The organism is Rhizobium sp. BG4, assembly GCF_016864575.1.
In the GTDB taxonomy this organism is placed as follows: domain Bacteria; phylum Pseudomonadota; class Alphaproteobacteria; order Rhizobiales; family Rhizobiaceae; genus Rhizobium.
This window is the reverse complement of record NZ_CP044125.1, coordinates 1257642-1271293: the sequence shown is the minus strand read 5'-3', so window position 1 is coordinate 1271293 and position 13652 is coordinate 1257642. Positions and strand designations below refer to the sequence as shown.

10 protein-coding genes are annotated in these 13652 nt (G+C 61.6%); 3 read left to right on the top strand and 7 right to left on the bottom strand.

Going from position 1 to position 13652, the window contains the following annotated elements:
* Positions 1-4: 4 nt before the first annotated feature.
* The 6 genes from greA to F2982_RS06650 form a co-directional block, all read right to left on the bottom strand.
* A complete protein-coding gene (gene greA, locus F2982_RS06675; protein ID WP_203429615.1) occupies positions 5-487 on the bottom strand; it encodes a transcription elongation factor GreA in 483 nt (160 codons plus the stop codon).
* A 69-nt stretch (positions 488-556) separates the two neighbouring features.
* The gene (locus tag F2982_RS06670; RefSeq protein ID WP_203429614.1) at positions 557-1906 is read right to left on the bottom strand and encodes a DUF882 domain-containing protein; all 1350 of its coding nucleotides are present in this window, start codon (positions 1904-1906) and stop codon (positions 557-559) included.
* A 126-nt stretch (positions 1907-2032) separates the two neighbouring features.
* Positions 2033-3166: a hypothetical protein gene (locus F2982_RS06665; protein ID WP_203429613.1), complete on the bottom strand. Its 1134-nt coding sequence runs from the start codon at positions 3164-3166 to the stop codon at positions 2033-2035.
* A gap of 666 nt (positions 3167-3832) precedes the next feature.
* Entirely contained in the window at positions 3833-4810 is a 978-nt protein-coding gene (locus tag F2982_RS06660) for an NAD-dependent epimerase/dehydratase family protein (RefSeq protein ID WP_203429612.1), read from the bottom strand.
* An 8-nt stretch (positions 4811-4818) separates the two neighbouring features.
* Positions 4819-6030: a glycosyltransferase family 4 protein gene (locus F2982_RS06655; RefSeq protein ID WP_203429611.1), complete on the bottom strand. Its 1212-nt coding sequence runs from the start codon at positions 6028-6030 to the stop codon at positions 4819-4821.
* A gap of 152 nt (positions 6031-6182) precedes the next feature.
* Positions 6183-7388, bottom strand: a complete 1206-nt coding sequence (locus F2982_RS06650; protein ID WP_203429610.1) for an MFS transporter — start codon at positions 7386-7388, stop codon at positions 6183-6185.
* Between the two features lie 139 nt (positions 7389-7527).
* Between F2982_RS06650 and F2982_RS06645 the strand changes: the two genes are divergently transcribed.
* Entirely contained in the window at positions 7528-8067 is a 540-nt protein-coding gene (locus F2982_RS06645; RefSeq protein WP_203429609.1) for a TetR/AcrR family transcriptional regulator, read from the top strand.
* A 6-nt stretch (positions 8068-8073) separates the two neighbouring features.
* On the opposite strand, the gene F2982_RS06640 is transcribed toward F2982_RS06645, so the two are convergent.
* On the bottom strand, positions 8074-11571 hold the full coding sequence (locus F2982_RS06640) for a PAS domain-containing hybrid sensor histidine kinase/response regulator (RefSeq protein ID WP_203429608.1): 3498 nt from the start codon (positions 11569-11571) through the stop codon (positions 8074-8076).
* Between the two features lie 214 nt (positions 11572-11785).
* Between F2982_RS06640 and mscL the strand changes: the two genes are divergently transcribed.
* Both mscL and F2982_RS06630 read left to right on the top strand, forming a co-directional pair.
* Entirely contained in the window at positions 11786-12217 is a 432-nt protein-coding gene (gene mscL / locus F2982_RS06635) for a large conductance mechanosensitive channel protein MscL (RefSeq protein ID WP_112713422.1), read from the top strand.
* A gap of 127 nt (positions 12218-12344) precedes the next feature.
* Positions 12345-13511, top strand: coding sequence for a pyridoxal phosphate-dependent aminotransferase (locus F2982_RS06630; protein WP_203429607.1), 1167 nt, complete (start codon positions 12345-12347; stop codon positions 13509-13511).
* Positions 13512-13652: the final 141 nt, after the last annotated feature.

The following is a 13652-nucleotide window of genomic DNA, read 5'->3' as shown; positions in this document are numbered from 1 at the left end:
AAGACTACCCGATCGCCGTAATCTCCAGCTCCTGGTCGCCCACCATCACGACATCACCCACACCTTTGCCCATCAGCCCCCGCGCCACCGGCGAAACAAACGAAATCGACCCCGCCTTGGGGTCGGCCTCGTCCTCGCCGACGATGCGGTAGGTCTGCACGCGGCCGTCGTCGCGGCTGAAGGTCACCGTGCTGCCGAAAGCGACGATGTCGTTGGAGGTAGGTGCCGGCATCACTTGCGCGGTGCGCACGCGCTCGGCGAAATAGCGGAAATCGCGCAGCGGAATGGCCGTCTGGCGGCGCTTCTCGTTGACGTCGTCGATCCCGGCTGCGGCTTCCACGCCCTCTCGCGCCTGCTGAAGCTGTGCTTCCAGCGCCTTCAGCCCGGCTTCGGTGACGAGGTTCGGATGCGGCGAGATCGGCCGGTCGGGCAGGTGGGTTTCTGCCGCGGTTTCGGCGCTCTCTTCCTTGACGAAAGCGGTACTCAATTCTCAAGACTCCATTCAGGCACGCGCCATCGCGAGGCGCAGAGGGGCGCTCAGGCGGCGCCCATCCCCTCAGCCTGCCTGATCGGACCCGAAGCGGTCAACATCGAACTCGGCGTCGTCGGCTTCCTCTTCGTCGTCGAGGATCTCGTAGGCCATGCTGTGATCGGCAAGGATCGCCCGGCGGATGATGCGCGGCGCGCTCATGCCGAGCTCGCGGCCGTTGCCATGCAGCGCCCAGCCCATCAGTGCCTCGTCGGAAATGCTGGAAACGCCGCCATCGAGCTCCGGCGACTTGGCTAGCGGCAGCGCCGCCATCAGCTCGGCCTGCGCGCCGGGCATCGAGCTCGGCTTCAGAGAGGCAAGCGCGCTGGTGCCGAAGGAGGGGCCGGCGGGGCGGATTTCCGGGCGGATGGCGACCGGATCGATCGAGGCCGTCTGCACCGGATCGACAGGCGCATTCGCCTTCTCGCTGCCAGGCCGCAGAACCGGCAGCGGCACGCTGAGCGAGGCGAGATTGGTATAGCTCTCGGGTGCGGGTTTTTCAGGAACCGGCACGGCCGAAAGCATCGGAATGTCGCGCTTCACGCTGCTGCGCGGCGTCGGCACCAGCGCCGTCGCGAGCTTGCTCGGAAGTGCAGCACTGTTGCCCGTATCCTCGTCGTCCTCGACGGAGGCGACTTCGACGGTCTTCACGCTGCCGCGCTTCCTATATTCGGCGACCGCCTGGTTGTAGCCCGGCAGCGGCCGTCCGTCGGCCGGAACATGCATGGTCTTGCCGCTTGGGAAGATCCGCGCCAGCTCCTGGCGCGACATGCGCGGCCAGGCGCGCACCCGGCCGACGTCGAGATGCACGAAGGGCGAGCCGGATTTCGGGTAGTAGCCGACGCCGCCGCCCTGCATCTGCATGGCGATGCCGCGCAGCTTGGCGAGCTGCACGCCCGGAATATAGAAATCCATCGCCTTGCCGAGCATGTGCTGGCTGTTCTTGGCAACGCCCGTCACGCGCGAGCGGGTGCGCAGCATGTTGTTGGTGGCAGGCGAGCGGTAGGCCGAGACGACATGGATGTAATCGCGCCCGCCGGCCTTCTGATAGACCTCCCAGACGAGATCGAGCAGCCGCGGATCCATGCGCGCCGGCTCGTTGCGGCGCCAGTCGCGCAGGAAGCGGTTGATCTGCTTCAAGCCGCGCGGATCGAACCTGCCGTCACGCTTGAAGGTGATCGTCGCCTTTTCGCCGGTATGGGTGAAATAAAGCTTCAGCGCCCGGTCTTCGGCAGCAGCCGCAACCTCGGACCCGAGAAAGGCCGGCACCGCCAGAAACGACGCTACGACAGCCCGCACAGCCTGCCGCGCCAGCGCCGAAAAGAGGCCAAACCCCTTCCCATCCTGACCCGCCCGCGTCTTCGCCGCACATTCCATATGACCATCTCCGTCTTACGCGAGTAAAGGCAGCAGAGGTCCGGTGAACGCCTACAATACCGCGCCTGAGGCGGCGATTATGGTCAATAAAGGTTTAACAAGGGGTTGATGGGGGATTCCATTGATCTAGGACAGGCGGTTCTTAAGGTGCGATGGCAGCCAACCCACGACGATGATGCTGTCGATAGCATCCCAGAAAAAATAAATGCGAAGGCAAAACCGGTCGTCACGAGAGTTTCCTTTCTGCACGTGGCCATGCAGGAAATTCTTCTTGCCTGCCCAAACTACATAATACTCATCGCCGAAGTTCTTTGCTTTTTCCTCGCTTATCGATCCGCTGATTTCGATGTGTTTCTCGTTCAAAATCTGTTCGAAATCTTCCCGTCTCAATTCGCCCAACAATACGTTTCGATATTCGTTGGCTAAGATGGAAAGGATTGCAGCTACTTCCTCTGCGTTTTGATAGGTCGCAGATTTAAGCGCCTTTTGTGCTCTGGGATGGAGCACAAGCTTTCCGGAAAAATTTGTAACTACCCAGTTGGCAATCGCATCATAGGTTGTCGGGCGGTCGCCGATTTCTATGCTTTCCCCAGCCTGCGCGAGCCGAGCTTCCAGGGTCGAAATTCTATCCTTAATTGCGAAAAGCTGAGAACGATAGGTATCGCGTTCCTGCTCAGCTGTTTTTCTCATATCCTCTTCTTGCAACGCCATTGCCAGAGCTTCGCCGACTTGGGACTCCGCCGCTATCCGCGCGGCAACTTCTGCCTCAATCTTCTGCCCCGCTGATGGCGCGTCGCTTTCGCCAAGCTGTGTGAGATTGGCCTTTGAGGCTGCAAATTTGACGTCGACAAAGCTCGGGACAATCTTCGGCAGATTTTCGCGCTCTATCGATGCTCGAAAGCATTCTGATATAAGGTACTCTTCGTATCGTAGGCGATCTTCAATCGATATGTTATCGAGTCGTCGCCTAATCATTAACGGATGGCTGGTCTTGTCGTCGTCGTCGCCAAATTTGGGACGATACATACGGACACCTTTGTCGAATACTGAAAGAACGTTACCGAGTTTATTCGAGAGCGCGAACGACGCTTTTGGGGTAACGAAATAGACGTGAGCTATGCCGCCAAGCTTGTGCGCAAGTCTGTTTTGATCAATTGAGCAATCGAAATTGTCGTCACTTGCCAAGACGATAACGTTACGCCAGCGCTTTTCGTTTTTGATGAGATCGACAAGGAGGTCTACCTCCTCGGCGCTATCCATTTTTGTCGCCTTCTTAACTAGGCGGGTTCCGTATTCAGCTAGGCCGAACTCCTCGACAATGGATTTGAAAATTCGAGGTGAGGCCGGGATAAAATCAAAATCGTAGTTGCGCGAGTAACAGTATAGTCGACAGCCAAAAAGAATCTCGGATGTAAAGACTCCGATTGACAGTTCAACAATCCAGAATCTCCCAGCTGTGGTCTCATCAGGCTCCGATAGGCGTAAAATCTAAATCGAGTGATCCCCGACCGAGAATGAAATTGTCGAAAGATGTCCTTCAATACTATCGTACTCGGGAAGATCTGCGAGGTTTTGAGGAAGGTCACCTATTTTTTGAGCGGCGTAAGATACTATGCGACGCTTGACCTTCGAGACTAGTGACTCGGTTTCGCCCTCACATGGTATAGCCCCACTGGTAGCCAAAATCAGCCGGGACCTTTGGACTTTGTCAACACTCAGCATTCTAGCCGCCTGATTCGACACCGATAATGATCGTCGAATAATATATATTCGGAAGCTTTGATCTAGTCTGAGTTGTTTTGACCTTTCACAAAATTGCGATGACTCGAGTTTATAACTCACGTCAACATACGTGCTACACCGCTATGCACCGATTCGAAGCGGCTGAGGCTGCTAGGGTTGGCGAATGCTGTCGCCGCAGGATCGTTAGTAAGCCATCACTTCCATTTCCCGATGAAACGCCAGCGACCGCCTGATCCCCTCCTCAAGGCTCACCTTCGGGGCGAGCCCGAATTCCCGCTGCAGCGCCGTATCCCCGCAGCGGTAGAACACGCCTTCCGGGCGGCTGGCGGTGCCGTTTACCTCCGGTGACCAGCCGAGTTCGCGGGCGATCAGTCTGGCGAGTTCGATGAAGGAGGTGGCTTTTCCGGTCGAGAGGTTGAGGCTGGTGCCTGAGGTCATGGCGTCCATCGTATCGATGACGAAGCCGATGCAGTCGGAGATGTGGATGAAGTCGCGGCACTGGTGGCCGCTACCCCAGACGGATACGTTCGGCGCCCCGCGTTCGCGGATCAGGCGGCGGCAGATGGCGGGGAAGGGGTAGGCTAGGTCCTGGTCTTCGCCATAGCCGCTGAACGGGCGGTAGGCGACGGCGCGGCCGCCGTAGCGCTCGACATAGAGCTTCATCAGATATTCGCCGGTCAGCTTCGTCCAGCCGTAGCTGAGGTCGGGCACGCCGATCGGCCGGTCGAAGGAGATCATGTCTTCGGAGAGGATCGTCTGCGCCTCGAAGGTCTGCAGCGAAACGGGATAGGCGGCACTCGAACTGAAATAGACCACATTGCCCGGGCGTCTCTCGCCCGCCCAGCGCCAGAGCGCGGCATCGACGGCGAGATCCTCGGCAACGAGAAGCGTCTGGTTCTCCAGCGTCATCCGTCCGCCGACGAGTGCCGCGAGATGGAAGACATAGTCGAAATGCTCGTCCGTGCGTTCGAAATAGCTGCGGCAATCCTCCTGCAGGAAGGTGAAACGGCGGTTGGAAAGCAGCCTGGGCGACGGCGGCAGCGCGCCGGTGCCCGGCTTGATCAAGTCCACCGAGACGACGCCGATTCCTTCGGCAAGCAGCCGCTCGCATAGATGCCGGCCGACGAAGCCGCATCCCCCAGTCACCAATGCACGCGCCATGATCCCTCCTAGGCCGCAAGAAAGGCATTTTCCCCCGTGTAGATCGCGATCATCCGCTGGTCCCATTCCTGGCGGGAGGGCGCGATCTTTTGTCCGAAGGCGCGGGCGCCCTCGGTGAGCTTCTGGACAAGGCTGTCGCTCTTGACCTTGTTGAGCGCATCGGCGAGCGAGGCGGCATCGCCGCTCTTGAACACCAATCCGGCGCCATTCGCCGCGATCTCTTCCGAGATCAGCGCATTGCTGCTGACGATCAGCGGAATGCCGCTCATGATCGCCTCTGCCGCGACCAGGCCATAGGGCTCGGGCATCCGCGACGGCATGATGAAGACGCGCGCCTCGCCGGCGAGCTTGGCAACGGTGGCATCATCCAGCCAGCCCGGCACCCAGCAATGCGGCAGGGTCTTCTGCATTTCCTCGAGCAGCGGCCCGCGGCCGATCAGCGTCGCCGCCTGGCCGGTCATCCGCAGCGCTTCGCCGAGCGTCCGCACACCCTTTTCCCAGGTCATGCGGCCGAGAAACATGATGCGGTCGCGCAGCCAGGGTTCGGTCGGCTGGCGGGTCAGCGGTTCGGTCGGCGTGCGCAGCGTCTGGAAATGTTTGAGCGGTCCCGGCGTCAGATAGGCCTCCATGTTCTCATGGGCGAGGATCACCTCGATCCGCTCCCAGAAGGCATCGCCGACACCCGCCTGCGCCAAGGTCCGGCGGAAGCGCCAGAGCTTGTGGAGATAGTTGCGCTTGTCGCAATTGGTGGTCAGGCAGCTCATCGACATCGGCGTCACCGAGCAGATCTCGCCGCTCTTGTAGTTCAACAGGCCGCCATTCGGGCAATTGAGGAAGAAGTCGTGGGCGGTGATGATGACGCGCGCCTTGCTCTGCGACAGCGCGTGGAAGATCGAAGGCGAGAGGATCTGGTTCCAGCCATGCACGTGCACGACAGTCTCGTCGGCGGATTCGGCGAGCAGGCCGGAAAGCGCCTCATAGGCCCGCTTGTTGAAATGCCGGTCGAAGATATTGGCGATCGCAGGGCCGTCGCGCAGCGGCTTTTCGCCGAGCGCAATGGTGCGCACATCAAGCCCGTATTCCTTGAGCCCCGCCCCGTCGTCGCCGACGAAGAAGGTGCAGTTGACCCCGGCATCGACGCATGCCTCCAGGCACTGGATCGCAACCTTGGTGGCGCCACCCCGGACAACGGACACGTCATTGACGACAATCAGGCGCATGTGTGAAACCAAAGCGTTGGCAGGGGCCCAGGGCGGACCCGTGTCGATGAGGATAGAAGATTGTTGCCCGGCTCAATGAGGCGATGGATCGCACGCTATTGCAATTCAGCCTTTTGCATTAGCCTACCAATGCGCGCATAGGCGGCTGCGTTTTATGCAACCGCCGCGCTTGGCTTTCCCGCCCTTATCACCGCCAGCAGCCCGGCAAGGCTGACGAGTACAATCGCCGTGCCATAGATATCCGTCGTCAGCGCATAGCCGATCGATTTCGCCAGGAAACCGGCCAGAATGGCGGGCAGGCTGAAGGCGAGATAGCTCTGGATGTAGAAGGCAGACAGCAGGCCCGCCCGCTCGTCAGCCTTGGCAAGCGGCATGATAGAGCCGACCGAACCCATGAAATTGACGCCGAAGCCGATGCCGGTCAGCAGCGTGCCGGCGAGCAGCACCGGAACATTGGCGAGATGCACACCCGCGACGACGGTCAGAATACCCGCAGTCGTTGCCGAAACACCGAAGCGAAGATTGGTCCTCGGCGCCTGCGCACGGCGCAGATAGACGGCGATTGCGCCGGAGATCATCAGCGCGGTGACGACAGCGCCACCCGTCAGCGGCGCATGGCTGCCCGTGGTGGAGACGACGAGCGAGGGTACGAGCGACAGATAGAAGCCGCCGAGCGTCCAGTTGGCGATGTTGATCGGCGTCACCAGCGCCAGCGTCCGCTTCACCTGCGGCGGCACTGCGATCCGCGGTTTCAGCGAGGCGAGCATGCCCGGCCGCTTGCCGCCGGTCTCCGGCGTCAGCCAGATCGCGACAGCCTGGATCGCGAAGCCGATCAGCAGCAGCGCGTAGACGAGGTGCAGCGGGAAGGGGCCGTATTGGATCAGCGCGCTGGTGCCGATCGCGCCGACCGCCATGCCCGAAAGCGGCGCCAGCGAATTGACGAGCTGCCCGCGGGCGCGATCGACATCGACGAGCGCCGCGCCGATCGAGGCGCCGGCAATGCCTGTGGCAAGGCCCTGGACGATGCGGGCGGCGATCAGCCAGCCGGGGCCGCTGGCGACGGTGAACAACGCCATGGCCGCGATCTCCAGCATCAGCGCCGTAAAGATCACCGGCTTGCGGCCGAGATGATCGGAAATCGAGCCGGCGATCAACAGTGCCGTCAGCAGCGCGAAGGCATAGACGGCGAAGACGACGGTGATCATCACAGGCGAGACGGAGAAGCTCTCCTGATAGATGCGATAGAGCGGTGTCGGCGCCGCTGACGCGCCGAAGAAGGTGGCGAGCGTCACGGCATGAAAGGCGATCGGATTGCGGGCTGCGGCGTCCGCTTCACTGGATTTGCGATCCGAGACCATCTATATACCTCTTAAAGCTAAATCGTTGCGTTTGCCTCATGTACGGCGGCGCGATTCTAAAAGCAAATAATTTGCGTTTATGGTTCTATGAGAATCGTTGAACCATCGGCGCCGGGGCAGGAAAGGCAGGGTAAGAGAGATGGCAGGCAGGGAAGGCCCGCGTCCGGGCGGCAGAAGCGCAAGGGTTCAGGCATCGGTGCACAAGGCCGTGCAGGATCTCCTGGCAAAGATGGATCGCGCCGAGATCACCGTGCCGCTGATTGCCACCGAAGCCGGCGTCACGCCCTCGACGATCTATCGCCGCTGGGGCGATCTGCGCGAGTTGTTGGCAGACGTCGCCGTCGAGCGCCTGCGGCCGGACATGCAGCCGGTAGATACCGGCAATGCCCAGCGCGACCTGCAGCAATGGGCGGAGCAATATGCCGAGGAAATGGCCTCCGGCCCCGGACGGCAGGTGATCCGCGATACGCTCGCTTCAATCGAGGCCGCAGGCGCGCAGCAATGCTGCGATTTCACCCGCCAGCAGATCGGCGTGATCGCCGCCCGCGCCGCCCGCCGCGGCGAGGCCTTCCCGGATATCGAGCATGTGCTGGATCGGGTCGTCGCGCCGATCATCTACCGCATCCTCTTCGACACGGCCTTGGGCCGGAGCGCGTCTCGGCACTGGTGGAAGACATGATGAAATCTATTCCGCTGCAGCCCGCTTCTGCCCTGAAATCTGCGTGATGAAGGCGCGCAGCGCTGCCGGGCGCACCGGCTTGTGCTGCACGGCAATGCCGTAGCGCTCCGCCTCGGCGCGGATTTCGAGCGTCCGGTCGGCAGTCAGCAGCAGGGCCGGGAGCTCGGCTCCGAAACGCTGCCGGAGATCGAGAATGGCGGCAATGCCGGTTCCATCGTCGAGATGGTAATCGGCGATAACCAGATCGGGCGCCGCCGAGCGGAAATCGGCGACCTCCGCAAGCGAGGCCAGCGATTGCACCTCGCAACCCCATCCGGATATCAGGAGCCGCATCCCCTCGAGGATCTTCGGCTCGTTGTCGATGCAGAGGATGTTGAGACCGCGCAGCGTCTGCGTCTGACGTTCAGCCGTAACGGCGGCGACAGGCGCGCTCCCTGCCTTCGTCACGTCGAGCGGCATGACGATGCGGAAATCCGTGCCCTTGCCATGCGTCGAATGCAGCTCGACCGGATGGTTCAGAACACGGGCGATGCGATCGACGATCGACAGGCCAAGCCCAAGCCCGGTCGCCGTCTTGGCACCTTCGTCGAGACGCGCGAATTCCTTGAAGACGGTGCGGAATTTTGAGGGCGGAATGCCGATGCCGGAATCCATCACCTGGATCACCACCTTGTCGCCACGCCGCCTGACCCCGACCAGCACCTTGCCCGTCAGGGTGTATTTGATCGCGTTCGAGACGAGGTTCTGCACGAGACGGCGCAGAAGATTGGGGTCGGAGCGCACCCGCAGCGTCGTCGGCATGACCGTAAGCTTGAGCTTCTTCTCACGCGCAATCGGCGCAAAGTCGGTCTCGATGCGTTGAAGCAGGTCGGAGAGCGGCACCGTCGTCAGCCGCGGCCGCATGGCGCCGGTATCGAGCCGGGAGATATCCAGTACGGCGCCGAGAATAGTCTCGACCGATTCCAGCGCCGAATCGATGTTGCGCACGATCGGCCCGTTGTCCGACTGCGCCATCCGCTCCACCAGCGCCGAGGAATAGAGCCGCGCCGCATTCAACGGCTGCAGAATGTCGTGGCCGGCGGCGGCGAAAAAGCGCGTCTTGCCGATGTTGGCCTCGTCGGCGGCGGCCCGCGCTTCGCCAAGCTCGTGGTTCACTCGCGTCAGTTCTACGGTGCGCTCGGCAACACGCTGCTCCAGCGTCTCGTTCGCCTGCTTCAGGGCCTGGTCTGCGGCAACGCGCTGGGTGATGTCGGTGAAGGTCGCAACGATGCCCTTGTCGGGCATGGCATTGGAACGCACTTCGATGATCCGCTCGCCGCCGCCAAGCACCAGCGAGAAGGGCTTGTCGAGCGTCTGGAAGTGGCGAACGGTCTGCACGAGATCGGCGGGCGCGATATCGCCGCGCTGGCCGAGAATGGCGACGATCTCCGACAGCGGAAAGCCGACACGTCCGGCATCTTCGGGCAGGTCCAGCAGCTGGCGGAAGCGCCGGTTCCAGATCGTCAGCTGGTTGGAGCTGTCGAAAACGGCGATGCCCTGGTCCATCTGCGAGAGCGCCGTCTGCAGCATGTCCTGGTTATATTGCAGCGCCTCGCTCGCCTGGTCGAGCAGCCAGGCGGTGTCAGAAGAGGCATCCTCAATCTTCTGCAGGATCAGCGAGAGCACCAACCGTGCCGAGGACGAGCCGATGGCGCTGCCGAGCAGCTGTTCGGTGAAGTGGATCAGCGCCATGTCGGCCGGCTGGTCGTCTTCGAGCTTGCGGCCGGAGCTCTGCTCATAGGTCGCGAGCGAACGCTGCATCCGCTCCTCGCCGAGATAGCGGGCAATCGCCGCCTTCAGGTCGCCGACGCTGATCCGCGTCTTCCAGCCGCGCGTCGCAAACTGCGAGCGCGACTGGCGCTTGACGAAGATGCCCGCCTGGATGCGCTCCAGCGGCCGCGCATTGCGCGTCATCGACCCGACGATGAAGAAGGCGGTGTTGACGAGCAGGCTCATCGCCGTGGCATTGACGAGAGGATCGGCATCCGGAGCGGTGAAAACCGTCGTGCCGGGAAACAGGAAGCCCAGGAAGCCGCTGGCGATATAGGAATAGTCAGGCCCGCCGAGCGAGGGCAGGAACAGCAGATAGAACCAGATGACGAAGCCGGAAGTCAGGCCGAGGATCGCGCCTCGTGCATTCGCCCGCCGCCAGATGAGACCGCCGAACAGTGCCGGCGCGATCTGCCCGATCGCCGCAAAGGAGAGCAGGCCGATCGAGGCGAGCCCTGCCGTGCTGTCGGTCGAGCGGTAATAGGCATAGCCAAGCAGCAGCACGGCGAAGATCGCGCTGCGGCGGATATTGAGGAGCGTCTTGGCGAAATCGTCACGCTGGCTGGCGCGCCCGGCAAGCTTCCGCCGCAGGAAGATCGGCATGATGATGTCGTTCGACACCATGATCGACAGCGCCACGGAATCGACGATCACCATCGCCGTTGCCGCCGAGAAGCCGCCGATGAAGGTGATCAGCGAGACGACCGGCATCTGGCCTGCGAGAGGTAGCGACAGCACATAGAGGTCGGCATTGCCGGCGCCGCCAAAGGTCAGCAGCCCGCCGATTGCCACAGGCAGCACGAAGAGATTGATAGCGATGAGATAGAGCGGGAACAGGTAGCCCGCGAGCTTCAGCTGCTTCGCCGTCCGGTTTTCGACGACCGTCACATGGAATTGCCGCGGCAGCATGATGATCGCGAAGGCCGAGAGCAGCGTCAGCACGATCCAGCGGCTGATCGGCGTCTGGTACTCCAGCGCCGCCGTCACCAGCGGGTTCGCCGCACTTTTCTCCCAGAGATCCATCGGCCCGTCGAACAGGAACCAGATGACACAGACCCCGGCCGTCAGAAAGGCGATCAGCTTGACGACGGATTCCATGGAAACCGCAAGAATCAGCCCGTCCTGATGTTCGGTCGCATCCGTGTGGCGGGTGCCGAACATCACGGCGAAGCAGGCAAGCACCAGAGTCACGATCAGCGGCAGGTCGAGGAAATAGAGGTTGCCGCTGCCGATGCCGTAATCCTGCGGGTTGACGACGACCGATACCGTGCTCGAAATCGCCTTCAGCTGCAGCGCGATATAGGGGATGACGCCGACCAGCGATATCAACGCCACGATCGTCGCGACAGTTGAATTTTTCCCATAGCGCGCCGCGATGAAGTCGGCGACGGAAGTGAGCTTCTCGGCCTTGGCGAGTTCGATGATCCGCCTCAATACCGGCATGCCGAGCGTGAAGACGAGGATCGGGCCGATATAAATCCCCGCGAACTCGAGCCCGTGCTGGGAGGCGAGGCCGACGCCGCCGAAATAGGTCCAGGAGGTGCAGTAGATCGCCAGGCTCAGCGCATAGACAACAGGCCAGCCGCCCTCAAGAGTGCCGAGCCGGCGGCTCTTGCGGTCGCCATAGCTTGCGACGGCAAACAGCAGAAGCATGTAGCCGAAGGCAGAAGCAATGATCACCCAACCCGGAAGCATCGATCCTCCACCGGCGTGTCATGCGCCGGTTCTCCCTGATGCAAGCGAGATTAGGTGAAATCCCCCACTTTGGAAATTGGGGTGATCTAGGCATTAAGTCCAAGACGTAGGAAGCGGTGATTATTCAAAATTAACAATTGAATAATTGTGGCGGAGATGTAGCTAATTAACGCACGGACTGTCAGTGAGAGCACTTCAGAGGGAGACAGATCGGATGCTCAACGAATTCAAAGCGTTTATTGCCCGCGGTAACGTCATGGACCTGGCGGTCGGTGTCATTATCGGTGGCGCTTTCGGCGGTATCGTCAAGTCGCTTGTCGACGATATCATCATGCCTATCGTTGGCGCCATCTTCGGTGGCTTCGACTTCTCCAACTACTTCATCGGCCTGTCGTCGGCGGTCAATGCACCGACGCTGGCTGCTGCCCGTGCCCAGGGCGCCGTCTTCGCCTACGGTAACTTCATCACGGTGGTCATCAACTTCATGATCCTCGCCTGGATCATCTTCCTGATGGTCAAGGGCGTAAACACGCTGCGCAAGCAGGTCGAGCGCAACGAGGAGAAGGCTGCGGAAGCTGCGCCGCCGCCGGCCGACGTCGCGCTTCTCACCGAAATCCGCGATCTCCTGGCCAAGCGCCCGGCCTGATCCGCGGGCATTTGAGCCCTGCTTTCGGGCAGGGCTCCATCCATCACGAAAATCGATGTAACATCACGCATTCTCATTGGGATTTGCGCCGGGTTTTGTTCTATGAAGGCCAAAACCGGAGTCCTTCATGTCGATCGTCAATAGCCTCAGCCCGCGCGCCATCACGGCACCCGAAAGCGGGATCGTCGAAGTCGTCAATTATGCACGCGGCCGCGAAGGCCTTCTGCCGCTTTGGGTCGGCGAAGGCGATCTGCCGACGCCCGATTTCATCAGCAAGGCGGCGATGGATGCGCTGGCGGCGGGCGAGACCTTCTATACCTGGCAGCGCGGCATCCCGGAGCTTCGCCAGGCGCTCTCGGATTACTATGCCCGCCACTTCGGCGTGACGCTGTCTCCTGAACATTTCTATGTCACCGGCTCGGGCATGCAGGCGATCCAGATCGCCGTGCAGGCGATGACCTCGCCCGGCGACGAAATCGTCTACCTGACGCCCGCCTGGCCGAATATCGCGGCAGCTCTAGAAATCGCCGGCGCCCGCTCTGTCGGTGTCGAGCTGCAGTTCGAAGGCGGCACATGGGCTGTCGATCTCGACCGCATCGAAGCGGCCATCACCCCGAAGACCAAAGGCCTCTTCGTCAACACGCCGTCGAACCCGACGGGCTGGACAGCGACGAAGCAGGATCTGAAACAGATCCTTGAGATCGCCCGCAAGCACGGCCTCTGGATCATGGCCGATGAGATCTACGCCCGCTACTTCTATGCCGGCGGCCGCGCGCCGTCGTTCTTCGATGTCATGGAGCCCGGCGACAAGATCTTCTTCGTCAATTCCTTCTCGAAGAACTGGTCGATGACCGGCTGGCGCGTCGGCTGGATCGTCGGCCCGCCGGAAACCGGCCAGGTGCTCGAAAACCTGATCCAGTATTCGACCTCGGGTGTCGCGCAGTTCCTGCAGAAGGGCGCCGTCGCGGCGCTCAACCACGGTGACGATTTCGTCGCCGCCAACGTCCGCAAGGCCACCGAAGCCCGCGATATCCTCTGCGACGCCCTGATTGCCACCAATCGTGTAGAGACCCTGAAGCCGGATGGCGCGCTCTATGCGTTCCTGAAGATCGACGGCGTCACCGACAGCCGCAAGGCGGCGCTCGATATCGTCGACAAGACCGGCGTCGGCCTGGCGCCCGGTGCGGCCTTCGGCGCTGGCGGCGGGCTCTTCCTGCGCGCCTGCTTCCTGCGCGATCCGGCTCAGGTGCGCATCGCCGCCGAGCGTCTTTGCGACTACATCATGAGCCGCTGAATACCGCGTGCCCGGCTCCTTCAGCCGGGCATCTGCCCCGGATTCGGCCGGTTCGATAAAATTGTAGCGAAAGCCGAAATCGGCCTCTAACCACACCCGCAAACTTACCCGCCGGAACGGTCCAAAACGGGCCTTTGATAA

Excerpts from the sequence above, each read along its gene's own strand:
- mscL (WP_112713422.1), top strand. The coding sequence starts at position 11,786 with ATGCTCAACGAATTCAAAGCGTTTATTGCCCGCGGTAACGTCATGGAC.
- F2982_RS06665 (WP_203429613.1), bottom strand. The coding sequence starts at position 3,166 with ATGGATAGCGCCGAGGAGGTAGACCTCCTTGTCGATCTCATCAAAAAC.
- F2982_RS06670 (WP_203429614.1), bottom strand. The coding sequence starts at position 1,906 with ATGGAATGTGCGGCGAAGACGCGGGCGGGTCAGGATGGGAAGGGGTTT.
- F2982_RS06650 (WP_203429610.1), bottom strand. The coding sequence starts at position 7,388 with ATGGTCTCGGATCGCAAATCCAGTGAAGCGGACGCCGCAGCCCGCAAT.
- F2982_RS06645 (WP_203429609.1), top strand. The coding sequence starts at position 7,528 with ATGGCAGGCAGGGAAGGCCCGCGTCCGGGCGGCAGAAGCGCAAGGGTT.
- F2982_RS06640 (WP_203429608.1), bottom strand. The coding sequence starts at position 11,571 with ATGCTTCCGGGTTGGGTGATCATTGCTTCTGCCTTCGGCTACATGCTT.
- F2982_RS06630 (WP_203429607.1), top strand. The coding sequence starts at position 12,345 with ATGTCGATCGTCAATAGCCTCAGCCCGCGCGCCATCACGGCACCCGAA.
- F2982_RS06655 (WP_203429611.1), bottom strand. The coding sequence starts at position 6,030 with ATGCGCCTGATTGTCGTCAATGACGTGTCCGTTGTCCGGGGTGGCGCC.
- F2982_RS06660 (WP_203429612.1), bottom strand. The coding sequence starts at position 4,810 with ATGGCGCGTGCATTGGTGACTGGGGGATGCGGCTTCGTCGGCCGGCAT.